The 25,679-nt window shown below is 61.4% G+C and carries 20 protein-coding genes; 14 read left to right on the top strand and 6 right to left on the bottom strand.

From position 1 onward, the window contains the following. Window positions 1–103 precede the first annotated feature (103 nt). Window positions 104–889 (bottom strand): class I SAM-dependent methyltransferase, encoded by a 786-nt coding sequence (locus HD842_RS11115; RefSeq protein WP_183554372.1) that lies wholly within the window; start codon window positions 887–889, stop codon window positions 104–106. Window positions 890–1,240: 351 nt separating this feature from the next. Between HD842_RS11115 and HD842_RS11110 the strand changes: the two genes are divergently transcribed. The 12 genes from HD842_RS11110 to HD842_RS11055 all read left to right on the top strand — a co-directional run bounded on the left by HD842_RS11110 (window position 1,241) and on the right by HD842_RS11055 (window position 18,070). Beyond that, entirely contained in the window at window positions 1,241–2,875 is a 1,635-nt protein-coding gene (locus HD842_RS11110; RefSeq protein ID WP_183554370.1) for a TldD/PmbA family protein, read from the top strand. Window positions 2,876–2,887: 12 nt separating this feature from the next. Next, window positions 2,888–4,222, top strand: a complete 1,335-nt coding sequence (locus tag HD842_RS11105) for a TldD/PmbA family protein (RefSeq protein WP_183554368.1) — start codon at window positions 2,888–2,890, stop codon at window positions 4,220–4,222. Window positions 4,223–4,361: 139 nt separating this feature from the next. Further along, window positions 4,362–5,999 carry a TldD/PmbA family protein gene (locus HD842_RS11100; protein ID WP_183554366.1) on the top strand — a complete coding sequence of 546 codons (1,638 nt, stop codon included), beginning with the start codon at window positions 4,362–4,364 and terminating at the stop codon, window positions 5,997–5,999. 10 nt (window positions 6,000–6,009) lie between these two features. Continuing rightward, entirely contained in the window at window positions 6,010–7,347 is a 1,338-nt protein-coding gene (locus HD842_RS11095; protein ID WP_183554364.1) for a TldD/PmbA family protein, read from the top strand. A 15-nt stretch (window positions 7,348–7,362) separates the two neighbouring features. After that, window positions 7,363–7,986 (top strand): DUF4159 domain-containing protein, encoded by a 624-nt coding sequence (locus tag HD842_RS11090; RefSeq protein ID WP_183554362.1) that lies wholly within the window; start codon window positions 7,363–7,365, stop codon window positions 7,984–7,986. A gap of 3 nt (window positions 7,987–7,989) precedes the next feature. Beyond that, window positions 7,990–8,994, top strand: a complete 1,005-nt coding sequence (locus HD842_RS11085) for an AAA family ATPase (RefSeq protein WP_183554360.1) — start codon at window positions 7,990–7,992, stop codon at window positions 8,992–8,994. A 14-nt stretch (window positions 8,995–9,008) separates the two neighbouring features. Beyond that, window positions 9,009–9,893 (top strand): DUF58 domain-containing protein, encoded by an 885-nt coding sequence (locus tag HD842_RS11080; RefSeq protein WP_183554359.1) that lies wholly within the window; start codon window positions 9,009–9,011, stop codon window positions 9,891–9,893. A gap of 6 nt (window positions 9,894–9,899) precedes the next feature. Further along, window positions 9,900–10,883 (top strand): BatA domain-containing protein, encoded by a 984-nt coding sequence (locus tag HD842_RS11075; protein WP_183554357.1) that lies wholly within the window; start codon window positions 9,900–9,902, stop codon window positions 10,881–10,883. Continuing rightward, the gene (locus HD842_RS11070; protein ID WP_183554355.1) at window positions 10,867–12,954 is read left to right on the top strand and encodes a hypothetical protein; all 2,088 of its coding nucleotides are present in this window, start codon (window positions 10,867–10,869) and stop codon (window positions 12,952–12,954) included. Before HD842_RS11075 ends, HD842_RS11070 begins: the two co-directional genes overlap by 17 nt. Then, window positions 12,951–14,486, top strand: coding sequence for a hypothetical protein (locus HD842_RS11065; protein WP_183554353.1), 1,536 nt, complete (start codon window positions 12,951–12,953; stop codon window positions 14,484–14,486). Before HD842_RS11070 ends, HD842_RS11065 begins: the two co-directional genes overlap by 4 nt. A gap of 580 nt (window positions 14,487–15,066) precedes the next feature. Then, window positions 15,067–16,275 carry a hypothetical protein gene (locus HD842_RS11060; protein WP_183554352.1) on the top strand — a complete coding sequence of 403 codons (1,209 nt, stop codon included), beginning with the start codon at window positions 15,067–15,069 and terminating at the stop codon, window positions 16,273–16,275. After that, complete coding sequence (locus tag HD842_RS11055; RefSeq protein WP_183554350.1) at window positions 16,268–18,070, top strand: ATP-binding protein; 1,803 nt, start codon at window positions 16,268–16,270, stop codon at window positions 18,068–18,070. Before HD842_RS11060 ends, HD842_RS11055 begins: the two co-directional genes overlap by 8 nt. Before the next feature lie 209 nt (window positions 18,071–18,279). Here HD842_RS11055 and HD842_RS24535 read toward each other — a convergent pair whose 3' ends face one another. Next, the gene (locus tag HD842_RS24535) at window positions 18,280–18,369 is read right to left on the bottom strand and encodes a 4Fe-4S binding protein (RefSeq protein ID WP_441899318.1); all 90 of its coding nucleotides are present in this window, start codon (window positions 18,367–18,369) and stop codon (window positions 18,280–18,282) included. 264 nt (window positions 18,370–18,633) lie between these two features. Next, entirely contained in the window at window positions 18,634–21,057 is a 2,424-nt protein-coding gene (locus HD842_RS11045; protein WP_183554348.1) for a TonB-dependent receptor plug domain-containing protein, read from the bottom strand. A 229-nt stretch (window positions 21,058–21,286) separates the two neighbouring features. On the opposite strand from HD842_RS11045, the gene HD842_RS11040 reads away from it, so the two are divergent. Then, on the top strand, window positions 21,287–21,673 hold the full coding sequence (locus HD842_RS11040) for a hypothetical protein (RefSeq protein ID WP_183554346.1): 387 nt from the start codon (window positions 21,287–21,289) through the stop codon (window positions 21,671–21,673). Between the two features lies 1 nt (window position 21,674). Beyond that, the gene (locus tag HD842_RS11035) at window positions 21,675–22,175 is read left to right on the top strand and encodes a hypothetical protein (protein ID WP_229424718.1); all 501 of its coding nucleotides are present in this window, start codon (window positions 21,675–21,677) and stop codon (window positions 22,173–22,175) included. On the opposite strand, the gene HD842_RS11030 is transcribed toward HD842_RS11035, so the two are convergent. From HD842_RS11030 to HD842_RS11020, 3 genes are read right to left on the bottom strand one after another with little or no spacing between them, the layout of a single operon-like run. Beyond that, window positions 22,144–22,926, bottom strand: a complete 783-nt coding sequence (locus tag HD842_RS11030) for a spermidine synthase (protein ID WP_183554344.1) — start codon at window positions 22,924–22,926, stop codon at window positions 22,144–22,146. The genes HD842_RS11035 and HD842_RS11030 overlap by 32 nt on opposite strands. Before the next feature lie 55 nt (window positions 22,927–22,981). Further along, window positions 22,982–24,331, bottom strand: coding sequence for a sensor histidine kinase (locus HD842_RS11025; RefSeq protein WP_183554341.1), 1,350 nt, complete (start codon window positions 24,329–24,331; stop codon window positions 22,982–22,984). After that, entirely contained in the window at window positions 24,328–25,671 is a 1,344-nt protein-coding gene (locus tag HD842_RS11020) for a sigma-54-dependent transcriptional regulator (RefSeq protein WP_183554339.1), read from the bottom strand. The genes HD842_RS11025 and HD842_RS11020 overlap by 4 nt, the downstream gene beginning before the upstream one ends. Window positions 25,672–25,679: the final 8 nt, after the last annotated feature.

The following is a 25,679-nucleotide window of genomic DNA, read 5'->3' as shown; positions in this document are numbered from 1 at the left end:
TCCTTCGGTTGCGCGGGAGGGCTATCGACCGAAAGAATATACACGTGCGCCGCAAAAGAAAATACGTGGGAAGGCCTCGGCCTTCCCACGTCATGCAGGCTGCTTACTTCTTGACGAACTTGAGCGTCATGCGATCGCTCTCGCCGATCGCCATGTACTTCTCGCGGTCCTTGTCCTTGTTGGCCAGTACCGGCGGCAGCGTCCAGACGCCTTTTTCATGATCCGCCTTGTCCTTCGGATTGGCGTTCACTTCCGACTTTGCGGCCAGCTTGAAGCCGGCCAGGTCGGCCATGCGGATGACATACGCTTCGTGCATGTAGCCGCTCGATGCCTTGGCATCCTGCGTCATCTTGATCGGCAGGCGGTGCTCGACCACACCCAGCACGCCGTTTGGCTTGAGGACCTTGTGGACTTCTTTGAGCGTCGTGACCACGGCCTCGTCGCCCGCGCCCAGCCAGTTGTGCAGGTTGCGGAAGGTAACGACCATGTCGGCGCTGTTCGGCGCGCCCAGCTCGAAGCGGGTCGGCGGCTCGAACACCACTGGCATCACCTTGTCATACACCTTGGCGTCGGCAGCGAGCTTTTCGCGATAGGCCTTGCCGCCGCGCGATTCCGGCGCACCGGCAGCGCCAATCAGCTTGCCGTTGTCGCGCAGGTAGGGCGCCAGGATCTCGGTGTACCAGCCGCCGCCTGGCGAGAGTTCGATGACCGTCATGGTCGGCTTGATGCCGAAGAAGGTCAAGGTTTCGTAAGGGTGGCGGAAGGCGTCGCGGGCCTTGTTGGCGGCGGCGCGGTGCTCGCCGGCGATGGCGGATTTCAGGGCGTCGTCCGCGTGCGCGGCGCCGGCGATGCCGGTTGCCAGCATTGCGGCCAGGATCAGTCGTTTCATCGTGCGAGGTCTCCATGATGGTTGACGACGGGCGGTGCGCCGTCGTCGCTGCGCTGATGATCAGGGAGGCACGGCGCACAGTCAAGCATTCGTCACATATGCATGTGTGGTGGGCGTTGACGCCCGTATTGACGGGATGCAGGGAGAACAGAAGCTGCGCAAGATACGTACAAATTTGTGCATTGAGGTGGCACAACATTTGCCTATTCAAAGTCTTAAGTTGCTGCTAAGGTTGCGCGGTTTGTCACGTTTTCATCTGTCATAAAACCAAAGCATAAGAGCTGTAATTACAAGAGCGGCCCGAGCTGTTCGCGGAACCGCTGCCCGGACGAAGGTTATTCAGGAGATCTCATGGAACGCCGTACCTTTCTTAATCTCAGCAGCGGGGCAGCCGCCTCGATGCTGCTGCCTTTCGGTCGCGCCATCGCCGCCGAAGAGCTCACCAGCAGCATGCCAGTGGCCGCCAAGAAGGCGCTGGCCGATGTCGCGCTCAACGCCGCCACCAAGGCCGGCGCCAGCTACGCCGACGTGCGCATCGGTCGCTACCTCAACCAGTTCATCACCACGCGCGAGCTGAACGTCGAAAACGTGGCCAATACCGAGTCGGCCGGCGTGGGCGTGCGCGTGATCGTGAATGGCGCGTACGGCTTTGCCGCGACGTCCGACATGTCGACCGATGGCATCGCGAATGCGGCGCGCCAGGCCGTGGCAATCGCCAAGGCCAACGCGAAGCTGCAGACCGAACCGGTGCGCCTCGCACCAGTCAAGGGCGTGGGCGACGTGTCGTGGAGCACCCCGATCAAGAAAGACTGGCGCACCGTGCCGATCGCCGAGAAGACCGACATGCTGATCGCCGCGAACAAGGCCGGCATGGAAGGCGGCGCGAACTTCATGCAGTCGATGCTGTTCCAGGTGAACCAGCAAAAGTATTTTGCCTCGACCGATGGCTCGTACATCGACCAGGACGTGCATCGCTTGTGGGCGCCATTCTCGGCCACCGCCGTCGACAAGGCCAGTGGCAAGTTCCGCTCGCGCGCGGGCCTCAGCTCCCCGGTGGGCAAGGGGTACGAGTACTTCGACGCCCGGCCCGAGCACAAGATCAAGGCCGCCGGCGGCATCGCCACGCTGTACACCGAATCGTATGACATCATCGAAGATGCCCGCGCCGCCGGCCGCGACGCCAAGCGCAAGCTGACCGCCAAGTCGGTCCAGCCGGGCAAGTATGACCTGATGCTGGCGCCCGAACACCTGTGGCTGACCATCCACGAGAACGTCGGTCACCCGACGGAGCTCGATCGCGTGCTGGGCTTCGAAGCCAACTACGCCGGCACCAGCTTTGCCACGCTCGAGAAGCTGCAATCAAAGACCTTCAAGTACGGTTCGCCAATCGTCAACATCTTCGCCGACAAGACCACGCCAGGCTCGCTGGGCGCCATCGGCTTCGACGATGAGGGCGTCAAATCCAAGCGCTGGGACATCATCAAGGACGGCATCCTGGTCAACTTCCAGGCCACGCGCGACCAGGCCCACATCATCGGCGAAAAAGAATCGCATGGCTGCTCGTATGCCGATGGCTGGAACACGGTCCAGTTCCAGCGCATGCCGAACGTCTCGCTCGCACCGGGCAAGACCAAGCTCACGCCCGACGAAATGGTCAAGGGCATCAAGAAGGGCATCTACATCGTCGGCGACGGCTCGTTCTCGATCGACCAGCAGCGCTACAACTCGCAGTTTGGCGGCCAGCTGTTCTACGAAATCAAGGACGGCAAGATCGGCCAGATGCTGGAAGACGTGGCCTACCAGTCGAACACCCAGGAATTCTGGGGCGCCTGCAGCGCCATCTGCGATGAACGCGACTGGCGCATGGGCGGCTCGTTCTTCGACGGCAAAGGACAGCCGCCGCAGATCAGCATCGTCTCGCATGGTTCGTCGACCACGCGCTTTAACGGCATCAATGTGATCAACACCGCTCGCAAGATCGGCTAAGCAGGGGCGCATATGAGTATCTTGACCCAGGAACAAACCAAACGCATCACCGACCGCGTGCTCTCGCTGAGCAAAGCCGATGAATGCATCGTCAACATCGAGGGCAACCGCATCGGCAATATCCGCTTTGCGCGCAATGCCGTCTCGACCGCCGGCCTGGCCGACGACGCCCGCATCCAGGTGCAGGTGGCCTTCGGTAAAAAGCAGGGCACCGCGACGATCAACGAATTCGACGACAAGTCGATCGAGCGCGCGGTGCGCCGCGCCGAGGACCTGGCGCGCCTGGCGCCGGACAACCCGGAATTCATCCCGGCCATCGCAAAGACCGCCTACAAGCCATCGGACACGTTCGTGCAGAAGACCGCCGACATCGATCCGGAATACCGCGCGCAGGCTGCGGCCTATGCGATCGAAGGCTGCCGCAAGCGCGGCCTGGTGTCGGCCGGCTTCTTCACCGACCGCACCAGCTTTGAAACCATCGCCAACTCGAATGGGCTGTTTGGCCACCAGGTGGCAACGTCGCTGGACTTCACGCTGACTGTGCGCACCGAAGACGGCCGCGGTTCGGGCTGGGTCAAGCGCTCGGCGCGCGACGTCGCCAAATTCGATCCGCGCGAAGCGGCCGAAATCGCGATCGAGAAAGCGCTGCGCTCGGTCGACGCCAAGGCGCTGGAACCGGGCCGCTACACGGTCATCATGGAACCGGCCGCCACGTCCGACCTGCTCAGCTTCATGCTGAACGGCTTCGATGCGCGCCGCGCCGACGAGGGCCGCAGCTTCCTGTCGAAAGCCGGCGGCAAGAACCGCCTGGGCGACAAGCTGTTCGACCAGCAGGTCAATATCTGGTCCGACCCGTGGGACAAGGATGTCGCGGTGCTGCCATGGGACGACAACATGCTGCCGCGCGAGCGCGTGGAGCTGGTCAAGGACGGCAAGATCAATGCACTGGACTACTCGCGCTTCTGGGCGCAGCAAAAGAACCAGCGCGCAGTGGGCGCGGCCGGCAACATCATCATGGCCGGCACCAACAAGACCACCGAGGAGCTGATCGCCAATACCAAGAAGGGCGTGCTGGTCACGCGCACCTGGTATATCCGTATGGTCGATCCGCAATCGGTGCTGCTCACGGGCCTGACGCGCGATGGTACGTTCTACGTCGAAAACGGCAAGATCAAGCACCCGATCAAGAACTTCCGTTTCAACGAAAGCCCGGTGTCGATGCTGAACAATATCGAGGAAATCGGCAAGCCGGTGGTCATCGGCGCCGATGAAGCACGCTACTCGATGCTGATCCCGTCGATGAAGATCCGCGACTTCAACTTCACGTCGCTGTCGGACGCAGTGTAAGTACCTCCAGGCCGTCGTTCCCGCGCAGGCGGGAACCCAAGTTCTCATGAGCCGCAATGACGCATGCAAGCTTGGGTCCCCGCCTCCGCGGGAACGACGTGCAGGCGCTCACGCGAGCGCAAACGTAAACGGATAACTCATGGAACGTCGACAATTCCTGCATATCGGCGCCGGCACCGCTGGCGCGCTGTTCATTCCGGTCTTTGGCAACGCGATCGCGGCCGAAGACCTGCTCAATCCGATGGCGGCAAGCGCCAAGAAAGCCCTGGCCGACACCGCGATGAACGCCGCGACGCAAGCGGGCGCATCGTACTGCGACGTGCGCATCGGGCGCTACCTGAACCAGTTCGTCATCACGCGTGACCTGAACGTCGAGAGCATCAACAACACCGAATCGAGCGGCGTCGGTGTGCGCGTGATTGCCGGCGGCGCCTACGGCTTCGCCTCGACCAACGACATGACGACCGACGGTGTGGCCGGCGCCGCGCGCCAGGCCGTGGCGATTGCCAAGGCCAACGCCAAACTGCAGACCGAGCCGGTGCGCCTGGCGCCCGTCAAGGGCGTGGGTGAAGTGGCATGGGCCACGCCGCTCAAGAAGGACTGGCGCACGATTCCGGTCAAGGAAAAGGCCGACATGCTGATCGCCGCCAACAAGGCGGGTCTGGATGCGGGCGCGAACTTCATGACCGCGTCGCTCTTCCAGATCAACCAGCAAAAGTATTTTGCGTCGACCGACGGCTCGTACATCGACCAGGACATCCACCGTCTGTGGGCGCCGATCAATGCCACTGCCGTCGACAAGAAGAGCGGCAAGTTCCGCTCGCGCGGCGGCCTGGGCGCCCCGGCGTCGATGGGCTATGAATACTTCGACGCGCGCGCCGAGAACAAGGTGCGCGCCGCCGGCGGCGTCACGAGCCTGTACAAGAATGCGTACGACATCATCGAAGACGCCCGCATGGCCGGCAAGCAGGCACGCGAAAAGCTGTCGGCCAAGTCGGTCGAACCGGGCAAGTATGATCTGGTGCTCAGCCCTGAACACCTGTTCCTGACGATCCACGAAAACGTCGGCCACCCGACGGAACTGGACCGCGTGCTCGGTTACGAAGCCAACTACGCGGGCACCAGCTTCGCGGGCCTGGACAAGTGGGAAACCAAAAAATTCAAGTACGGTGCAGAGCGCGTCAATTTTGTGGCGGACCGCACCACGCCAGGCTCGCTCGGTCTGATCGGCTTTGACGACGAGGGCGTCGCGGCCAAGAAGTGGGACATCATCCGCAACGGCGTCCTGGTGAATTACCAGGCTACGCGCGACCAGGCCCACATCATCGGCGAGAAGGAATCGCACGGCTGCTCGTACGCCGACAGCTGGAGCACGGTGCAATTCCAGCGCATGCCGAACGTGTCGCTCGAGCCGGGCAAAAGCCGGCTCACCCCGGATGAGATGGTGGCCGACGTCAAGAAGGGCATCTACATCCTGGGCCGCGGCTCGTACTCGATCGACCAGCAGCGCTACAACTTCCAGTTCGGCGGCACGCTGTACTACGAAATCAAGAACGGCAAGATCACGAACCCGCTGGAAGACGTGGCCTACCAGGCAAACACCCAGGAATTCTGGAATGCCTGTACCGCGATCTGCGACGAGCGCGATTGGCGCATGGGCGGGTCCTTCTTCGATGGCAAGGGCCAGCCAAGCCAGGTGAGCGCCGTGTCGCACGGGTCGAGCACCACGCGCTTCAACGGCATCAATGTCATCAACACCGCACGCAAGATCGGCTGAGGAAACCAAGATGAAAGCGCTCAATCAGGACCAAGCAAAACGCATCACCGACCGCGTGCTCGCCATGTCGAAAGCCGACGAATGCACCGTGTCGATCGAAGGCAGCCGTGTGGGCAATGTGCGCTTTGCGCGCAACAGCGTCTCGACCGCCGGCCTGACCGAAGACATGCAGCTCGTCGTGCGCGTGGCCTTCGGCAAACGCAGTGGCACCGCGATCGTCAACGAATTCGACGACAAGTCGCTGGAAAAAGCCGTACGCCGCGCCGAAGAGCTGGCGCGCCTGTCGCCGGAAAACCCGGAGTTCATGCCGGCGATCTCCAAGCAGGCCTACCGCGCCACCAGCACCTTCGTGCCGGCCACCGCAGCGATCGACCCGGATTTCCGGGCGTCGGTCGCGGCCACCAGCATCGAGATGGCGCGTGCCAAGAAACTCGTCACGGCGGGCTTCTTCACCGACAGCACGCGCTTTTCGACGATCGCCAACTCGAACGGCGTGTTCGGCCACCAGGACTTCACCGATCTGTCGTTCAGCCTTACCGCGCGCACGGAAGACGGCCGCGGTTCGGGCTGGGTCACCCGCGCCGCCGTCGATGCGGCGCGCTTCGATGCGCGTGAAGCATCCGAGATCGCCATCGAAAAGGCACTGCGTTCGGTCGATGCCCGCGCCCTCGAGCCAGGCCGCTACACGGTGATCCTGGAGCCGGCGGCAACGTCGGAAATCCTTGGCAATATGTTCAGCGCGTTCTCGGCCCGTTCGGCCGACGAAGGCCGCAGCTTCCTGGCCAAGAAGGGCGGGGGCAACCGCCTGGGCGACAAGCTGTTCGACAGCCAGGTCAATGTCTGGGCCGACCCGTGGGACAAGGACGTACCGGTTGCGCCATGGGACAACGAATCGCTGCTGCCGCGCGAGCGCACCCAGTTGATCAAGGATGGCCGCATCGCCTCGCTGGACTACTCGCGCTACTGGGCGCAAAAGACGGGCAAGCGCGCCACCGCGGAACACGGCAACATGATCATGGCGGGCGGCACCAAGTCGCTGGAAGAGCTGATCGAAGGCACCAAGAAGGGCATCGTCGTCACGCGCACCTGGTATATCCGCATGGTCGATCCGCAGTCGCTGCTGCTCACGGGCCTGACCCGCGACGGCACGTTCTACGTCGAAAACGGCAAGATCAAGTACCCGCTCAAGAACTTCCGCTTCAACGAGAGCCCGGTCACGATCCTGAATAACATCGATGAACTGGGCAAGCCGCAGATCATCGGTGGCGACGAGGTGCCGTTCCAGATGGTGCTGCCGCCGATGAAGGTGCGCGACTTCAACTTCACGTCGCTGTCGGACGCGGTCTGACGGTCGGGCATCGACATGGCCAGTTTTGACTTCTACTTCACACGCCTGATGTACGAATCGGGCAACTGGGACGTGGATGTCCGCATGCCGAGCAACGTGCTGAACTCCCTCGTGGAGTACACCACGTTGCGGGTCGATACGACCGAACGCATGGTGGCCTTGTCCGACCCGAAGATGCTGCAGGCGCCGTTCTGCTACCTGGCCGGCCACAAGCTGGTGCAGTTCACCCCGGCGGAGCGGCGCAACTTCGAACAGTACGTGCGTGGCGGCGGGTTTGTCTTTGTGGACGACTGCAACCACGACATCGACGGCTTGTTTGCCAAGTCGTTCGAGGCCGAGATGGCCAAGATCTTCGGCCTGAACGCGCTGAAGAAAATCCCGAACAAGCACCCGTTGTACTCGTGCTTCTTCAAGTTCGAGGACGGCCCGCCCACGACCGGCATGGAGCTCAATGGCTGGGGCGACGACCTGGTGCACGAGTACCTGAAGGCGATCGAGATCGGCGGGCGCGTGCGCGTGCTGTACTCGAACAAGGACTATGGCTGCGAATGGGACTACGACTTTCGCAACAAGCGTTTTCTGGCGGTCGACAACACCCGCTTTGCAGTGAACATCATTCAATATGCGTTGGGAGCATGACCAGTGGCTGACAGTAATTCGATAGCGTGGGACGAACAGGAAATCGCTGCACTGACGGCGAAAGTGGGCGAGCTGAAAGCCAGCATGGCGCGCGTGATCATCGGCCAGGAAGACGTCGTCAACCTGCTCGTCACGTGCCTGCTGGCCGGCGGCCACGCGCTGGTCGAGGGCGTGCCGGGGCTGGGCAAGACGCTGCTCGTGAAATCGCTGGCGCAGGCGACCGACATGCAGTTCAGGCGCGTGCAGTTCACGCCCGACCTGATGCCGTCGGATATCGTCGGCACCGAGATCCTCGAGGAAGACCAGGCCACGCGCCAGCGCGCATTCCGCTTCCAGCCTGGCCCGGTGTTCACGCAAGTGCTGCTGGCCGACGAGATCAACCGCGCGCCCCCAAAAACGCAGTCGGCGCTGCTCGAGGCGATGCAGGAACGGTCGGTCACCTTCGCCGGCCAGACGCACATGCTGCCACGGCCCTTCTTTGTTCTGGCCACGCAGAACCCGATCGAGCAGGCCGGTACGTATCCGCTGCCGGAAGCGCAGCTGGATCGCTTCCTGCTGCGCATCGATGTCGTGTACCCGACCGAAGACGAAGAAGTGCTGATGGTCTCGCGCACGACGCACGCCGGCTTGCAGGATGCCGAGCCGGTGATGGATGTTGCCACGCTGCTGCGTCTGCAGCAGCTGGTGCGCGACATCGAGATTGGTGACCATCTGGTGCGGTATGCCACTCGCCTGGTACGCGCCACGCGCCCGAGCGAGACGACGGTCGATGCCGTCAAAAAGCACATCGGCTGGGGCGCCGGGCCGCGCGCCGGCCAGGCGCTGGTGCTGGCGTCGAAAGCGCGCGCGCTGATGCAGGGCCGGCTGGCCGTGACCCGCGACGACATCGGCGCGATGCTGCTGCCGGTGCTGGCGCACCGCGTGCTGCGCAACTTCGAGGCCGAAGCCGACGGTATCGCCATTGCGGATGTGTTGCAGGCGCTGCAGCGCGAGATCAAGGTAGCGTAATTGGCGATCGCAAAATGTCGTCCGTGAACCCGGCGCTGATCGCGCACACGACCCGGCTCGATCTTGTGATCCGTCACGTGCTGGCCGGGCTCGGGCACGGCATCCACGCGGGCCGCGAGCGCGGGGCCGGCGTCGAGTTTTCCGAGTACCGCTCGTACGTGCCGGGTGACGAGTGGCGCCGCGTTGACTGGAAGCTGGCCGCGCGTGCCGACCGATATTTTGTGCGCGAGGCGGAGCGCGACAGCCACGTGGCCGTCTGGCTCATCCTCGACGCCAGTGCGTCGATGGCAGAACCGAGCCGCAGCATTGAGGGCATCGACAAACTGACCTGTGCGCGCACGCTGCTGGCCTGCGTGGCCGCCATCGCGCAGCGCCAGGGCGATGCGTTCGGCCTGGTGATCCTGAGCGATGGCAAGGTGACGTTCACGCCTGCCAATCGCGGTCCACGCCATCTGCAGCGTGTGCTGGCGCAGCTGCAGCGCGCCACGCCTGCCGGCCAGTTGCCGGACGCCGCCACGCTCAAGGCCAGCCTGCACTTCGCCCTCTCGCCCAGTGCCATCTATGCGGCGAGCGACTTGCTCGACTGGCCGTCCCCGCTGTCGCTGGCATTGACCCGGCTGCGTCAGATGCGCCACGACGTGCGCGTGCTGTGCCTGCAGACGCAGGCCGAGATCGACGCCAGCTTCCCGGACACGCAGGCGTACCGCGATCCCGAGCATGAAGAAGGGGTGTTCCGCTTCGGCGCCGACCTGAAGGAAGGCTACCGCCGCAACCGCATGGAACACTTCGATCGGGTGACGGCCCAGTGCCGCACGAATGACATCCCGTTGACGCTGGCCGCCATCGAGCAGGCGCCGGGCGACGTACTGCGGCGCTGGCTGCGCCGGCCATCGAGGTAATCGCCCATGAATGCACTCTGGTGGTTTGCGCTTCCCGTATTGCTGTTGCCGGTCTGGTGGCACCGGCGCAAGCGCGTGCAGAGCCAGGCCGCGCTCATGGCCACTGCGCGTTTCCTGCCGCGCACCGAGCCGAAACAGACGCGCGTGTGGCGCTGGAGCGATCCGCTGCTGCTGTTGGTGCGCTGCTTGTTACTTGCGGTGCTCATCGCTTGGCTGGCTGACCCGGTCTACCCGTGGCGCGGCGACACGGTGGTCGTGACCGCGGGCGCTGATAAGGTCTGGGTCGAGCGCGAAGTGGGGCAAGCCGGCCTGGCTGGGGCCGAGCGCGTGACGCTGCCAGCGGCGCAGGCATTGAGCTGGCTGCACACGCACGAACGCGAGTGGACGGGCGACGCACGCCTGCTGGTGCTGGGCGACGTGCCGATGCCGGCCACGAAGCCGGTGTTTGGCCGCGCGGTGACCGTGCGCACGCAGCCGACCGTGCTGGCCAACGTCGAGCGTCACGTGGTGATTGCCAGCGCGCGCCCGCAAGCCTGGCGCCGGCTGTTCGCGGCGCAGGATGGTGTCGAGAAGATCGTCGTGGATGAGGCGCCGGGCGCCAGGACGGACCTGATCATCTGGGACCGCGCCGGGGCGCCGCCTGCCACGCTGCGCGCGGCGCTGTGGTGGGTGACCAACCCGGCGGCGTTCCCCGAGCTGGCCAAGGCGCGTACGCTGAACGGTTTGCAGTACGCCGACAGCGCGCGCGGCCACCTGTGGCATCACCCCGCATGGCCGCCGCAGGATGTCGACGCTGCGCGTGCGCTGCTCGACACCTGGCAGCAGCTGCACATCGGGCCGCGTCCCTATACCTTGCCGTCGCAAACGTTCGCCGCCTCGAAAGGCGCCAACGCACCGGCGCCGAGTGGCGCATTGCGCGATATCCTGCTGGCCATCCTGGTCGGCCTGTTCGTCCTTGAAAGGAGTCTCGCGCATGCACGGAGGCGTTGAGATCACCAAACGCGTATGGCGCGCAGCCCGGCTGCGCCGCATGCCGCTCTGGATCGGCGGGGCCTTGCCCTGGCTGGTCATTCCGTCGGGCCCCGGTTTGCTGGCCTGGGCCGGCTGGTGCGCGCTGGACTGGGTCAAGCTGCGCCGGCGCGTGGCGTATGAATGGCCGGCGTGGCTCGATGGCGCCGTGCCCGAGATGGAAGACAGCGCGGCCCTGCTCGACGCGGCCGACACGCCGATCGCGCGCCTGCAGCAGCAGCGCCTGTTCGCGCGGCTGGATGCGGCCGTCTCGCGCCAGCAGCTGCGCCAGATCGCGCGCCGGCATGTATCGAGCGGTCTGCCGATCCTGCTGGTCAGCGCGGTGCTCGCGGGGATGGTGTGGTACGCGACCACGCGGCCGGCGCAAGAAGGTGCGGTCACGCCGCCCAGCCCCGTCAGCAGTGCGACCGCCGCCACGCTGGCCGGCCTGACGCTCAAGCTCGCGCCGCCTGCCTACACGGGCGTGGCGGCATCCACCTCGGCACCGCGCGATCTGCAGGTGCCGGAGCAGACGGTGGTGACCTGGTGCCTGACCGGTGGCACGGGCGGTAACAATAAAATCGAGCTGGGTAACGGTGAAACACTGGAACCCGGTGAACAGTGCGCGCGCTGGACGGCCACCGAATCGGTCGTCTGGCGCTGGCGTGGCGCGCGCCACACGCTGCGCGTGATTCCCGACGCGCCGCCCGAGATCACGATCAGCGCGCCGGCGCAGATGATCCAGGACCTGCGCGATAACGCGACCGGCACCACGATGACGGTCCAGGTCAAGGACGACTACCGCATCACCCGCGCGACGCTGCACATGACGCTGGCGCAGGGCAGCGGCGAGAACGTGCGTTTTACGGACCGCGAGATGCCGCTGCCGGCGTCAAACAATCCCAGGCTGCGCAACTGGTCCAAGACATGGGCCCTGAGCGAACTGGCGATGGAACCGGGCGACGAGCTGTATTTTTTCGTCCGCGCGACCGACAACGCGGGCCGCGCGCAGACCGTGCAATCGCCGACATATACCGTGCGGCGTCCGGCGCCGGAACAGGAAGCCGAAGAAGAGAGTGCGGCGATGCCGTCGCTGGTGAAGCCGGCGTCGCTGCGCAGCCAGCGCCAGATCATCATCGACACCGAACAGCTGATCGCCGACATGCGCAGCACGAAGCTCGCAGCGGCCGACGTGCGTGACCGCAGCGAGCGGATCGGCGACGACCAGGCGCAGCTGCGCCGCCGCTATGGCCAGTTCCTGGGCGAAGAGTCGACGCTGTTCGGCGAGGAAGCGGCCAAGGCGCCACGCGCCGCCGAGAAGCCTGCCGAAGAAGAAGGCCACGAGGGCCATGACCATGCACCCGGTGGCCATGACCACGATCACGACGAGCCAAATCAGCGCAAGGGCGGCATCGTCAACGAGACGCAGCAGATCCTGGCAACCTACGGCCACGCGCACGACGAAGCCGAGAACGCGACGATGTACGACGAAGGCACCAAGAAGGTGCTGCGGCGCGCACTGGTCGCGATGTGGGACGCCGAAAAATCGCTGCGCGCGGTCACGCCGAAAAGCGCGCTGGCACCCGAACACAAGGCCCTGGAAGCGATCAAGGAGCTGCAGCAGGCCGAGCGCATTTACCTGCACAAGACCGCCTTTACGCCGCCACCGATCAAGGAAGAAAAACGCATGACCGGCGAGATGGACGGCGCCGCAAGCTACCGTCGCACGCAGGCGGAGCAGGCGGCGGCGCTGCCGGAAGAGCTGCGCACGCTGGTGCAGGCCTTATCGGGTGAGGCCGCGCTGCCGGCGCTGTGGATGCGTACCGCGAGCGACTGGGTGCGCACGCGCCTGGTCGAGGACGAGCAGCGTCTGGCAGCGCAGCGCGCGATCCAGGACGTGGCCGACGGCTGCATCGCGTGCCGCCCGGTGCTGCGCGCCTGGTTGCGTTCCGGCGCAGGGCAGGGACAGGTGCTGTTGCAGGCGAAGACCAGCGTCGATACGGCGTTCACGCGCCGCTGGCGCGAGTCGGCTGATGGAGCGACCAAGCCATGAACCAGCAGTGGCTCATCGCCGCCATCCTCGTGGCAGGCATCGTCAGCGCCGGGCTGTATCTGCGCCGCCGCCAATGGCTCGATGCGTTGCTGGTCATCGTCGCCGCCGCGAGCCTGGGCCTGTTCGCGCTGGACTTGCGCATGCCGGGCGAGGGCGGCCGCACGCTGGCCATCGATCCTGCCGCGCCACCGTCATCACTGGAAGGTGTGACCAGCCTGACGCTGAAGGGCGATGGCCTGCGCGCCGCCGAGTGGAACGATTTGCCGGCGCGACCGCTGGCCTGGGAAGCGCCACGCGGCGGTGCGCTGCGGCTCGCGTTTCCAAGCCAGGTAGCACTGGGCCGCCAGTTCACGCTAACGATCACGCGCGAAGACAAGACCGACGCGCGGCTGCAACTGCTGGCCGAGAATGGCCAACCGCTTGCAGAGGCGCGCGGCACCGGCGACCTGCGCGTCGACTGGATGCCACCGGTGGCCGAGCGCGTCGTGCTCAAGGCGCGGCTGCTCGACGCCAAGGACAAGGTCATTGCCGAGGGACCGGTCCCGTTCATCGTGCACGAACCTGCGCCGCTGCAGGTCGTCGGCCGCTTCGGCGCGCCATCGTTCGACCTGCGCGTGCTGAACGACCTGCTGACCAGCAGTGGCGCGCTGCTCGACTGGCAAGTCACGCTGGGCCGCGCAATCACGCGCACCGAAGCGCCACGCACCGAGATGGCCTCGCCCAACCTGATAGTGATCGACGCCGCGCGCTTCGAGCGGATGGCGGCGGGCGAACGCTCCGCGCTGCTGGACCGCGTGGCCAAGGGCATGCCGCTGCTGGTCCTGGGCGGAAACGCGAACGATCCGGGCGTCTGGTCACGCACGCTGCAATTGCCCCTGCGTGCGCAGCCGCTGGGCGCGAAGATCGACACGCCGCTAGAAATGCCAGTGGCCTCGCTGCTGCCCGCATCGCGTGACGCCGGTCCATGGCGCGGCACTGACAATATGGTCTGGACCCGCGACTGGCAACAGGGCCGCATCGCCTGGCTGGGCGTCACCGAATGGCACCGCCACGCGATCGCCGAGCCGCGCGCGCTGGCATTGTGGTGGCAGGGCGTGCTGGATCGCGTGGGTGTCGAAGAGCGGCACAAGACCGAATGGCTGGCACCAGGCGACATGCCACTGGCAGGCCAGCGCCTGGAACTCTGCGCGCGCGGCGTCAGTGGCCAGCTGACACTCCCCGATCTGAAGCAGTCCCTTGGCTGGCAGCGTCGCGCAGATCGCGCCGATGCATCGTGCGCAGCGCTGTGGCCGCAAAAAGCAGGTTGGTTGCAGTTACAGGACCAGAACGCCGGCCCGCATGCAATCTACGTGTACGCCACGAACGACTGGCCCGGATGGCAGGCAGCCGAACGGCGCGACGCAACAGCGCGCTACGCCGCCCGTTCGCAGATCCAGCCGGTGAACGGACCAACACGCCCCGCACCATCCTGGCCATTCGCCCTCGTGTTTGCAGCGGCCATGCTGCTGCTGTGGTGGCGCGAGCGACGCTGAAAAAAGCCGGGGTCAGGTCTGACATTCGGACACGGCCCCAGCCGTAGCGATGCGTTTTCAGAACGGCTATGCAACAACCGTGCGAAATCGATCGCAAAGGCGCGCCTTCGCCTTACTCAATTGAGCAACTAGTGAAGAGGTCGTGTCCGAATGTTAGACCTGACCCCCGCTGTTTTCACGGCAACAATGGATACATCGTCCGATTCAGCTTCATATTAGCATCTACTGTTTTTGTGCCAATCCATAGGATTCTTTCCACGAAAAATCTAAGCCAAGTGCAGTACTCAAGACCGAAATTGAACGTCAGTCACCCGTTTCGAAGACAGTCGTAAAATTCAAGCGCTACAATGATAATATTGTTAAAGAATAAATTCATTTTTTAACCAATAATATTACGTGAAAGTCTCTGCTGGTGTTCTAGCATTCCAGCTTTGCACTATCTGCTCTTACAAATTCCTCGCCTTAGTTACAATTCGATAGATTTCGATCAATTCTTTATGCAAAAATAAATTGCCAAGACTTAAGTGTCTAGCTAACCCAAATTGTCTTAATAACCTTGACATTATATATATCGTGAATTATGAGTCGTACAGCTGACAGCACAATAAAAGGCTTTCTTTACCAGTTTAACAAAACAATAATATCAATAGCCGAGGCTGTTGTGGGTGAAGAGGTGACAGTTGAAGGGTTAGTTGAAGATATTGATATTGAATTTATTAATGGAGACTTGCTTGCGGTACAGTGTAAGTACCATGAATCTGTCGATACTTTCACAGATAGTTTGATTTACAAGCCGATTCTTCAAATGGCTGAGGCGTATTCGAAATCTCCGGCAAAGAATATTAAATACAAAATATATATTCATGTTCCTAGTGAGAAGGATCGTGTGGTCGCGATTTCTATGGCTACTCTCGATGCCGCTATAGCAACCAAAGATCAAAAACTTTCAAAAATATCCGCGAGAATAGTAAATCCATTAAATAAAACTAATTTTCTTAGCAATCTAGAGCTGGAATTTGGGCCATCTATTGATGATCTAGAGAAAAAAGCCAAACTTGCACTGGTATCTTTGGATATTGCCGATTCTGACGTTGACTGTATATTGTATCCAAACGCAATTAATCATATTGCAAAATTATCTAGTCTGCGAGATGAAAGTCAAAGAAAAATAAAAAGAGCAAGTTTTCAGCAATTATTGTTGAGTATAAACACAACCGGAGTTTCTAAATGGGTTTTAGCATCTAAGAAAAAAAAGGAAATACTATTATCGATTCGAAAGCAGCTTGCAGATGGGCTCTCTCAAAATAACCGAAAACGGTCATTTTACTTTTTACCGGACTCGATCAATGGTTTTTCCGATGAAATAATAATTTTTATAGATAATTATATAAAGAAGTATTCATATAAGACTGCCCATACTACCATTCCCACGATCGCAGTAAATTGTGACCAAGACGAAATACATGAGCTCCATCTAAGGCTATATCGAAAAGGAATTAAGGCCAATACAGGATTTATTGGAAATGAAGTAATAGAGTCTGAACTATTTCGCGCTCCAATGAGATCAGGAATTTCCGGAGGATTAGTTAAGAAAGAGTTCGATTTGTGCATGTTTTCGTCGCGACCGGATATGAAATACATAAATCAAAAAAAGTCGAGCGATCTGTTTTGTATATGCGATGTGGTCCCATCGGAAATCGATGTTACAGATTGGAATGTTGTACACCTTGGAGTTAAAAGCTTCAATGAACTTGAGTTTGTTCTTCAATTAAGAGGAAGTTATGAGTAAAATTGGCCGAGTCACATCCAGTGCTCCAGATAAGATTTCCATTGAAATAGATGGGCTACATGTACTGGAAAGGTATAAAAAATCTCTTCAGGTTGGTCAATTTCTTAAGGTAGCAGATGGAAATCATAACTTTGCCGTTGGGTCAATTAATAACGTTTCCGGGACGCATTTGTTGACATCAGAGGGTGACGTGCAATGGCGCTTCGTCTTGGAAATAACTCCGATTGGTGCCCTAGTCGTTGACTGTGGAAAAGCAATTTTTGTCAGGGGAATTCAAGTTCTGCCAGTTCCGACCGAGGAAGTATTCATATTTAATGAGTCGGATCTGAAGTTAATTTTTTCGCAAACAAACGACTTTAATTTTCTTCTTGGGACAATTTCGAATAACGAAAAAGTACCATTTTTTGTTGATGGAGATAAGTTTTTTGGAAAACATATTGGGGTGGTAGGGTCTACAGGCTCTGGGAAGTCATGCACAGTTGCAGGGTTGTTGCAAAGTGTAGTAGGAATTAAAAATGCCAAAAATATTAATTGCACGATGCAAAAAAATTCTCACATTTTGATTTTCGACTTGCATTCAGAATATTCAAGTGCATTTAAAATACACGACGATCAAAACTTTACTCTAAACCTTCTTGACGTCGATGGAATAAAAATTCCGTATTGGCTTATGAATGCAGAAGAATTGGAGTCACTTTTTATTGAGAGTGGTGAGCAAAATTCTCACAATCAAATATCGCAATTCAAAAAAGCCGTAATCTTAAATAAAATAAAGCATAATGTCGATTTAAAAAATATTACTTATGATACTCCGGTATATTTTTCTATTAGAGAAGTTTTTAATTATATAAATAACAAAAATAATTTAACGGTTTATGAGAAGGATTCTAAGATTTATCTTGCTTGTTTAGCTAAGAAGGATATTCCCTATTCAGACGATAGCCTTTGGGGGGAAATTGATTTTGAAGCGTCGACTGGTAATTCCACTCACAAGAAACTTGATGCTAAAGTTTCGAAAGAAGGTGGGTTCAATGGCGAATTTGATAGATTCGTATCTCGACTTGATACACGTCTTCAAGATAAGCGGTTAAGTTTCCTTCTTGAGCCAAAAGATGAGAATGGCAAAGAATATGGAACAAAAGATTTTGATAAGGTCTTAAAGCAATTTTTAGGCTACTTAAATAAATCTAATATCACCATTGTCGATTTAAGCGGGATCCCGTTCGAAGTGCTTAGTATAACCGTTAGTTTAGTTTCTCGACTAATTTTTGACTTTGCTTTTCATTACTCGAAAATCAAACATGCTGAAGATGAGACAAACGACATACCATTCATGATAGTTTGCGAGGAGGCTCATAACTATATTCCGCAAAATGGTGGTGTAGACTATCGCGCTGCGAAAAAATCAATTGAGCGGATTGCCAAGGAAGGTCGAAAGTATGGTTTGAGTTTGATGGTAGTGAGCCAACGGCCTTCAGAAGTTTCGGATACAATATTTTCACAATGCAATAACTTCGTCGCACTACGTTTAACCAATAGAAATGATCAAAACTATATCAGGGCACTTTTGCCGGATAGTTCACATCAACTTGTTGAAATGCTGCCTACTTTAAGACAAGGTGAAGCATTTGTAGTTGGAGACGCGGTGTTAATGCCAAGTCTGGTTCGATTGCCAAAGCCAAATCCCGAGCCGAAGTCTGCAAGTGTGAAAGCTTTCACAGAGTGGCAATCAGATTGGAAAGACGCCTCGTTTGAAAAAGTCGTCAAAAGATGGCGTCGAGATACTGAACATTGATTGTTCGGCTTCAGATTATTCACTATCAATATTCGGAACATAAATGCGTGTAGCCCTACGCGAAGCGGTCCTTAGCGCAGGGTATGGCCTTGGCTGGCCTTGCCATTCCGGGCTGGCACTCTGCGCAAGATCTGGTTACCGTTCATCTCGGCCTTGAGCGAACGAGCGACACCGCAATGCGCGCATGTCGTCGTGATGCTGTGCTCTGCCTAGCAGAGCCAGAGGATGGTGTTCATCGTCAGCGTCGCGGTCGGGCAGGCTTCAACGCAGGTGCCGCACAAGACGCATTCGGAGTCCATCAACGACTGACAAGCGGAATAATTGATGTCAGCTTCGGCGTGAAGACGGCGGCATGCCCCTTCGCGCTGGATTGGTCCCGGTCATACGCGAGCAGTACTTCCTTGCATGCTAAAAGAAGCTCTGGACGCGCCGCTGGTAACGAGGCTCAGGAGGTGATTGCCAGCACCGCGTTCAAATCGGTGCTGGCAGTGCTGCTATGCCACAGTGTTGCATTGTGCAGCACGCGTCCTGACGTGCACGCACTGTTCTGATCCATCAACCCATCAGAACGTGTAGTCCGCCTTCACATACGCCGTGCGGCCATTCATCCCGAACGGGCAGGTCTCCCAGCAATACGTGAAGCCCAGCTGCGGGAAGGGGGCTGCGCGGACCGGGTCCCATTTGGTTGGATACGTGTCGAACAGGTTGTTGATCCCCGCCGACAGGCTCAGGCTCTTGTTGAACGTGTAGCGGCCCGTCAGGTCGACGATCCATTTGGCTTCCCACGTCTGCACGAACGGCGCCGTGAAGCCCTGGCCCTGCACTTCGCCGAAGTAGTTCGCGCGGCCCGTCACGTTCCAGGCGCCGGCCGTGTAATCGGCTGACACGACGTGGTGCTTGCGTGGCTGGCCGCGCTCGATCAGCGTCACCTGTGCATCGTCGAACAGCTGCGCGCCGGTCAGCACGGGCGATTGCGAATTGCGCGCCTTGACCTCGGTCTTGTTGAAGCCCAGCTGACCGGACAGCACCAGGGTCGAGCCTTGGCCGCGGATGGTTTGCTGCGCCACCAGGTCCAGACCCGTGGTCGACGTGTCGATCGCATTGGTGAAGAACTGTGCCTGGCCCACGCGCAGCGGGTCGAGGATCGCGCGGATCGGGCACGCGGCAGGCGTCGCGCAGGCGCCCGACTCCGGCGAGATCGTGCTCGAGAACACGATGCGGTCGTCGATCTTCGTGCGGTACACGTCGGCGGTCAGCGAGAACGTGGTGGTCGGCCGCAGGATCACGCCGATGCTGGCGCTCTTCGACGTTTCTTCTTTCAGCGGCGCGATGCCGAAGGCGCGCGTGACGGCGCTGTCTTCGCGCGCCGTCAGCGTTTCGGTCAGCACGCCGGCCGAATTCAGGTTGGTCGAGACCGAGCTGTAGAACTTTTGCTGAACGCCCGGCGCCCGGAAGCCCGTCGATACGCTGCCGCGCACGCCCAACGAGCGGCTCGGGTCCCAGCGCGCATTGAGCTTGCCGATCGTCGTATTGCCGAAGTCCGAATAGCGCTCGTGCCGCACTGCCGCGCCGACCGAGACATCCGGGCCGAACTTGCGCTCCAGGTCGACGTAGAAGGACGTGTTGTGGCGGCCCTGGTCGACCGCCGTCGATGGCGTGTAACCCGGGAAGCCCTGGATGCCCGATGCAGCGATGCCGCCGGTCTGGTCGCGGATGATGATGGCGGGGTTGTTGGTGCGGCCGTACTGGTACGAGACCGGGTCGCCCGCCTCGATCTCGTAATTGTCGCGGCGCCACTCGACGCCGGCGGCGACGAACAGCTCGCCGCCCATCAGGTTCACCGGACCCTTGAAGTCGAGGTTGAACGTGGTCTGCTCGAACTTGAGCGTGCCCGTGTCGGCTTCGCGCGGCGATTCGCCGTTTTCGTACCAGTAGCTGACGTTGATCGAGTTCCGTTCGTGGAACTGGAGCTGGCTGCGGCCGTGGTTCACGCTCGCGTCCACTGACCAGTCGCGGCTCAGGTCATGGCGGTAGCCGACGGCGAGCGACGCATCCTGCACGGTGGTGACGATGTTCGGCAGGAAGCCTTCCGGGTACACCGCCGGGACGTTGCGCCCATCTTCCTTCGGGCGGAAGAAGCCGCCCGAATCGCCCTTGCGTTTCGAGGCGCCGCCGAACGCATACAGCTCGCCACCGCCCATCGGCAGGGCCGAATTCATCCACAGGTAGTAATCCTTGGCGTTGCTGTCGCCCAGGCGCTGCGTGACGCGTGGCGGATTCACGCGCGCCGTGTCCAGGCCGGCGCGGTTGGTTTCGTCGCGCTTGCGCGCTTCGACCGACAGGTTCAGGTAGCCGCCGTCGCTGCCCAGCGCGAAGCCGCGGCTGGCGCTGGCCGAGTAGGTGTCGCCATCGCCTTCGTCGGTCGTGCCGGCGCTGGCGCTGACGATGCCGTTGCCGACACCCTTCTTGAGGATGATGTTGATGACGCCCGCGATCGCGTCCGACCCGTACTGGGCGGCGGCGCCGTCACGCAGCACTTCGATCGACTGGATCGCTGACAGCGGGATCGCGTTGATGTCGGTGCCGGCCGAGCCGCGGCCGATCGTTTGCTGCACATTGACCAGCGCCTGCTGGTGGCGGCGCTTGCCGTTGATCAGCACGAGCAGCTGGTCGGGGCCGAGGCCGCGCAGCGTGGCGGGGCGGATGATGTCGGTGCCGTCGCTGACGAAGGTCGACGTGAAGTTGAACGACGGGTCGAGGTCTTGCAGCACCTTGCCCAGTTCGAGCGTACCGGCCGACTGGATGTCTTTGGTGCTGATCAGGCCCACGGGCACGGCGGTGTCCAGCGCCGTCTTGGCCTGGGTGCGTGAGCCGAGCACCACGACTTGCGACATATTGCTGTCGGCTTCCTGTGCAGTGGCTGGTGCGAGCGCCGCCAACAAGGCCGACGCCAGCAGGGCGCGTCGTGGCAGTGTTTGTTTCGTCATCCTCTGTCCCCTTTTCATCGATTTTTATGTCGCCCTGTTATCAGAGCATTATTTAATCTTAGCAACGGGGTTGGGGTGCCGACGACTGAGCATGTGAAATAAGTAAGTACGAACGTGTCTCCGGAGCAAATACGTCGTACAAATGAGACAGGTTTGCTCGTTAAACAATACTTTCATGAGCAGCGAATAATGCTTTGAGTATTAAGCACTTTTCTATAAGAAATAATGTTTGAAAAGTATTGTTTTATTGTTACGTTATTTAACAAGTTTTTCAAATGTGCGCGGCTCGCGACAAGCTACGATAGCCATTAACCATGCCAAACAGGCACGGCGGCAGGCGGTTCATTCCGCCGACTGGATTTCACCATGCCCGCGCGCCGCGCGAGCGAAATCCGCCGACCACCTCAGGCAGCACACCATGATCCAGCGACGAACCGACGAGCGAACCGCGCTTGCCACCGAATATGCGTTATTCCTGGCCGAGACGCGCGGCGTCAACGCAGGGCTGGTGTACCTCGAAAGCTGCAACGTCTCACGAGCGATCCTGCTGCGCGCCATGCAGGATCCCGCCGCCCGGCGTGTCCGGGAACGGCGCCAACGGCAACGGAACGATTAGCATGAATATCACCCAGCTTTGCAAACGCTATGGCCTCGAGCATTACGGCAGTCTCGAAAGCGCCTGGGACGCCCACAGCGCAACCGGCATCGTCCTGATGCAGCTGTGGCACGCGCCCAATCAGAAGATCAACGACCACCCCCTGCCGGGCGCGCAGTTGCGCGTGCGCTGCCTTGACGCGTCGGATATTCCGGTGCCGCTGGACGACGCGCGGGCAGCGCGCGGGCGCAGCATCGAAGCAGTGGAGGGCGGCGCGCGCGGCTATGCCGCGATGTCGATTCCGCCGACGCAGTCGCGCGGTGCGGGCGCCTGGGCCAAGTACGCCAATCTGGAACGCGTGTTCCCCGTGCTGGCGCTCGAGCGCGAGTCATGCGGCACCGTGTTCGCGGTGCTGGGCGCACCGGTGCCGGCGTCCGAACTGGGCGTGGCGTCGCCCGAGCCAGGGCATCGGACGGGCACGGCGCGCCATGTCAGCCTTGATGGTCGCGCATCCATTCCTTGAGACCGTTCACCCAGTTCTTGGCCGGCAGGTTCAGGCGCCGCTTGATCTCGCCGGCGCGCTCGTAGAGCACTGAAAAGTCCAGCTGCGGCGCGTCCCTGAACGCCACCACCACCACATTGGCATCGTGCACCTCCGGTAGCCACACGACGGCGTCGAACACCTGCTCCATGTTCAGGAAATTCTTGTCGTAGTTGCTGAAGTCGCCGAACACATTGGCGGTCATGACGCCGCCCGGCGCCAGGCAATCCAGGCAGCCCTGGTAGAACGCTTCCGAATCGAGCACCGGGCCGCGCGCGTCCTGGTCGTACAAGTCCACCTGCAGCACGTCGGCCTTGCCGTGGTTGGCCGGATCGAGCACGAAGTCCATCGCGTCCTGCTCGCGCACGTCAAGGCGCGCATCGTTTTCCGGCAGGCCGAACAGGGCGCGGCAGATCGCGATCACGTTGGGGTTCAGTTCAACGGCCGTCACGCGCGCATCGGGAAAGCGGGCATACGTGAACTTGGTCAGCGCGGCGCTGCCCAGGCCAAGCTGCACGACGTGGCGCGGCGCGCTCTGGAACAGTGTCCACATCATCATCATCTGCACGTATTCGAGCTCGATCGTGTCCGGCTTGGCCAGCCGCATCGCGCCCTGCACCCACGAGGTGCCAAGGTGCAAAAAGCGCACGCCCTCGAATTCGTCGATGGTGGCGGGAGGATGGCCGGGCTGGGCGAAGCGCGGATCGATGACGGTGGGTGACTTGGCGGACATGGCACGAAGTGGTGGAGGGCAAAGCCGATGTTACCAGAGCCGCTACTGCAGGCTCTCAGGTCACCGGCAGCGCCGGCAGGAACAGCGTCACGGCCAGGCCACCACCGTCGCGATTGGCCAGCAGGATGCGCCCGCCGTGCGCCTCGGCGATCTCGCGCGCGAGCGCAAGGCCAAGGCCGGTGCCGGCGCGCTTGGTCGAATAGAACGGCACCAGCGCGTGGGTCAGCACCGCGTCGCTCATGCCGCTGCCGCGGTCCATCACGTCGATGCGCACCTGGTCCTGTACGCGCCGTATCTGCAACTGCACATCGTCAGGCCGGGAACCCGACTCGTGCGCGTTCTTCAACAGATTGAGCAGCGCCTGCTCGAGCTGCGCGGCATCGATCCAGGCTGCATCCGGTGGCAGCTCGCCCGCGATGGTAAAGGACACCTGACCCGCCAGGCGCGTGACCACGGCTGGCCAGCTGCAGGCTTCCAGGCGGGGCGTGGGCAGCTTGGCAAAGCGTGCGTAGCCCGAGATGAAGCTCTCCAGGTGACGCGTGCGTTCGCCGATCGTTTCCAGGATCTGCGGCAGGCGTTCGAGCTGGCCGCGCCGTACCAGCTCGGCGCCGGAGTGCGCGAGCGAGGCCAGTGGCGCCAGTGAGTTGTTCAATTCGTGGCTGATCACGCGGATGACTTTTTTCCAGGTCTGGACTTCCTGGCGGCGCAGTTCGACCGTCAGGTGGCGCAGCAGCAGTAGCTCGTGGCGCCGGCCATTGAGTGTGAAGGTGCTGCGCGCCAGGTGATAGACCTCTTCGGCCTCGCCTTCGCCAGCGGTAAACAGGCCGTCGCCGCCGCGCGCCAGCGCGTCGCGCAGGGCCGCCGAAGCGTCATCGAGCACCGCCTGCAGGCTGTGGCCTTCGAGCTTGCGCCCCTGCGCCAGCAACTGGCGCGCGGCGATGTTGGCGAACACGATGGCGCCGCCGGGCGTCGTCGAATCGGCCACCAGCAGCATCGCCACGGGTGTGTTCTGTACCATCGAGTCGAGCAGCAGTTCGCGCTGGACCAGGCCCAGGCGCTGCTCGCGCAGCACGTTGCCGAGATTGTTGTGGGCGGCGATCAGGTCACGGAGTTCATCGTTGTGCGGCCAGTGCAGGCTGCACGAAAAGTCGCCGTCACGGTAGCTGTCGACGGTGCCCTCGAGTGCCCGGAACAGCGACAGCACCGGGTGCAGCTGCGCGCGCAGCGTGATGACGGCCAGTGGCACCAGCCCAAGCAGGCAGATGGTCAGCACCAGCAGCGGCCGGGCGGGCAGCAGGTGATCCAGCAGCAGCGCAGCGATGACGGCCAGCGCGAGCAGGGTGCCCACCAGCGCCGACAGCCGTGTGACCAGGGAAAACCTGGGCTGGTGCGCGCTGCCCGTCATGGCCGCGCGATGTCCAGCCGCTCCATGCGGCGGTACAGCGCCTGGCGCGACAGGCCAAGATCGGCCGCCGCCTGCGCCACCACGCCGCCCGCACGCGCCAGGGCCGCCACGAGCGCAGCGCGGTCGGGCTCCGGCTCCTGGTTTGTCGCCGCCGCCGGTATGCTCGTCGTTGGCAGCCCCAGGTCGGCCACCATGACGGTATCGCCATGGGACAGCAGGCTGGCGCGCGCCATGACGTTTTTCAGCTCACGCACGTTGCCGGGCCACGGGTAGGCCATCAGTGCCGCTTCGCTGGCCGGGTGCAGCGCCTTGCCGGCGGCCAGGAACGAACGCGCCAGCGGCAGGATGTCGCCGGGGCGCGCGCCCAGCGGCGGCAGGCGCAGCTCGATCACGTTGAGGCGGTAGAACAGGTCTTCGCGAAAGGTGCCGGCGCGGATCATCGCGCCCAGGTCGGCATTGGTGGCGCTGATCACGCGCACGCGCACCTGGCGCTCGCGGTTCGAACCCAGGCGCTCGAAGCGGCCCGTTTCCAGCACCCGCAGCAGTTTCATCTGGCCGGCCAGCGGCAGGTTGCCGATTTCGTCGAGGAACAGCGTGCCGCCATCGGCCGCCTCGAACTTGCCTTCGCGCGCTTTCGACGCGCCCGTGTAGGCGCCGGCGTCGGCGCCGAACAACTCGGCCTCGATCAGCTCTGACGGCAGGGCGCCGCAATTGAGCACCACGAACGGACCGTCGGCCACCTGCGAATTGGCCTTGATGATGTCGGCGATGCGCTCCTTGCCGGCGCCGTTCGGGCCGGTAATCAGCACCGGCACGTCGGCGCGCGCGACCTGGCAGGCCAGGTGCAGCACGCGTTCGGTGGCCGGGTCTTGCCAGACCAGGCCGCGCAGGTCGAAGTTCTGCTCGAGCGCCAGCCGCGCCTTGCGTTCGTGCTGCAGACGGCTGCCCAGCGCGCGGTTGGCTTGCCCCAGTTCGATCAGGTTGGACACGCTGGCCAGCAGGCGCTCGTCGTTCCACGGCTTGGGCAGGTAGTCGGCGGCGCCGGCCTTGACCAGGTCGACCGCCGCGTCCAGGTGCGTCCACGCAGTGAGCAGGATCACCGGCAGGTCGGGATGGCGTGCGCGGATCGCGCGAAACAGCGTCACGCCTTCTTCGCCCGACGTGGTGTCGGCCGTGAAGTTCATGTCCTGGATGATCAGGTCGATCGGTTCGCGCGCCAGCAAATCCAGGCCTTCCGCGGGCGAGAGCGCGCGCAGTGTGGCGATGTCGTGCAGCGAAAACAGCACGTCGAGCGCCATGGCGACGGCGGCGTTGTCGTCAATGATAAGAACGGTGGGCATGGCCGCCA

Source organism: Massilia aurea, from assembly GCF_014200505.1.
Lineage (GTDB): Bacteria > Pseudomonadota > Gammaproteobacteria > Burkholderiales > Burkholderiaceae_D > Telluria > Telluria aurea_B.
The sequence above is the reverse complement of the archived record's forward strand: the minus strand, read 5'-3'. Positions and strand labels throughout refer to the sequence as shown.

Excerpts from the sequence above, each read along its gene's own strand:
- HD842_RS11115 (WP_183554372.1), bottom strand. The coding sequence starts at position 889 with ATGAAACGACTGATCCTGGCCGCAATGCTGGCAACCGGCATCGCCGGC.
- HD842_RS11070 (WP_183554355.1), top strand. The coding sequence starts at position 10,867 with ATGCACGGAGGCGTTGAGATCACCAAACGCGTATGGCGCGCAGCCCGG.
- HD842_RS11055 (WP_183554350.1), top strand. The coding sequence starts at position 16,268 with ATGAGTAAAATTGGCCGAGTCACATCCAGTGCTCCAGATAAGATTTCC.
- HD842_RS11100 (WP_183554366.1), top strand. The coding sequence starts at position 4,362 with ATGGAACGTCGACAATTCCTGCATATCGGCGCCGGCACCGCTGGCGCG.
- HD842_RS11035 (WP_229424718.1), top strand. The coding sequence starts at position 21,675 with ATGAATATCACCCAGCTTTGCAAACGCTATGGCCTCGAGCATTACGGC.
- HD842_RS11095 (WP_183554364.1), top strand. The coding sequence starts at position 6,010 with ATGAAAGCGCTCAATCAGGACCAAGCAAAACGCATCACCGACCGCGTG.
- HD842_RS11105 (WP_183554368.1), top strand. The coding sequence starts at position 2,888 with ATGAGTATCTTGACCCAGGAACAAACCAAACGCATCACCGACCGCGTG.
- HD842_RS11065 (WP_183554353.1), top strand. The coding sequence starts at position 12,951 with ATGAACCAGCAGTGGCTCATCGCCGCCATCCTCGTGGCAGGCATCGTC.
- HD842_RS11090 (WP_183554362.1), top strand. The coding sequence starts at position 7,363 with ATGGCCAGTTTTGACTTCTACTTCACACGCCTGATGTACGAATCGGGC.
- HD842_RS24535 (WP_441899318.1), bottom strand. The coding sequence starts at position 18,369 with ATGGACTCCGAATGCGTCTTGTGCGGCACCTGCGTTGAAGCCTGCCCG.
- HD842_RS11045 (WP_183554348.1), bottom strand. The coding sequence starts at position 21,057 with ATGACGAAACAAACACTGCCACGACGCGCCCTGCTGGCGTCGGCCTTG.
- HD842_RS11030 (WP_183554344.1), bottom strand. The coding sequence starts at position 22,926 with ATGTCCGCCAAGTCACCCACCGTCATCGATCCGCGCTTCGCCCAGCCC.
- HD842_RS11080 (WP_183554359.1), top strand. The coding sequence starts at position 9,009 with ATGTCGTCCGTGAACCCGGCGCTGATCGCGCACACGACCCGGCTCGAT.
- HD842_RS11025 (WP_183554341.1), bottom strand. The coding sequence starts at position 24,331 with ATGACGGGCAGCGCGCACCAGCCCAGGTTTTCCCTGGTCACACGGCTG.
- HD842_RS11060 (WP_183554352.1), top strand. The coding sequence starts at position 15,067 with ATGAGTCGTACAGCTGACAGCACAATAAAAGGCTTTCTTTACCAGTTT.
- HD842_RS11075 (WP_183554357.1), top strand. The coding sequence starts at position 9,900 with ATGAATGCACTCTGGTGGTTTGCGCTTCCCGTATTGCTGTTGCCGGTC.
- HD842_RS11020 (WP_183554339.1), bottom strand. The coding sequence starts at position 25,671 with ATGCCCACCGTTCTTATCATTGACGACAACGCCGCCGTCGCCATGGCG.
- HD842_RS11110 (WP_183554370.1), top strand. The coding sequence starts at position 1,241 with ATGGAACGCCGTACCTTTCTTAATCTCAGCAGCGGGGCAGCCGCCTCG.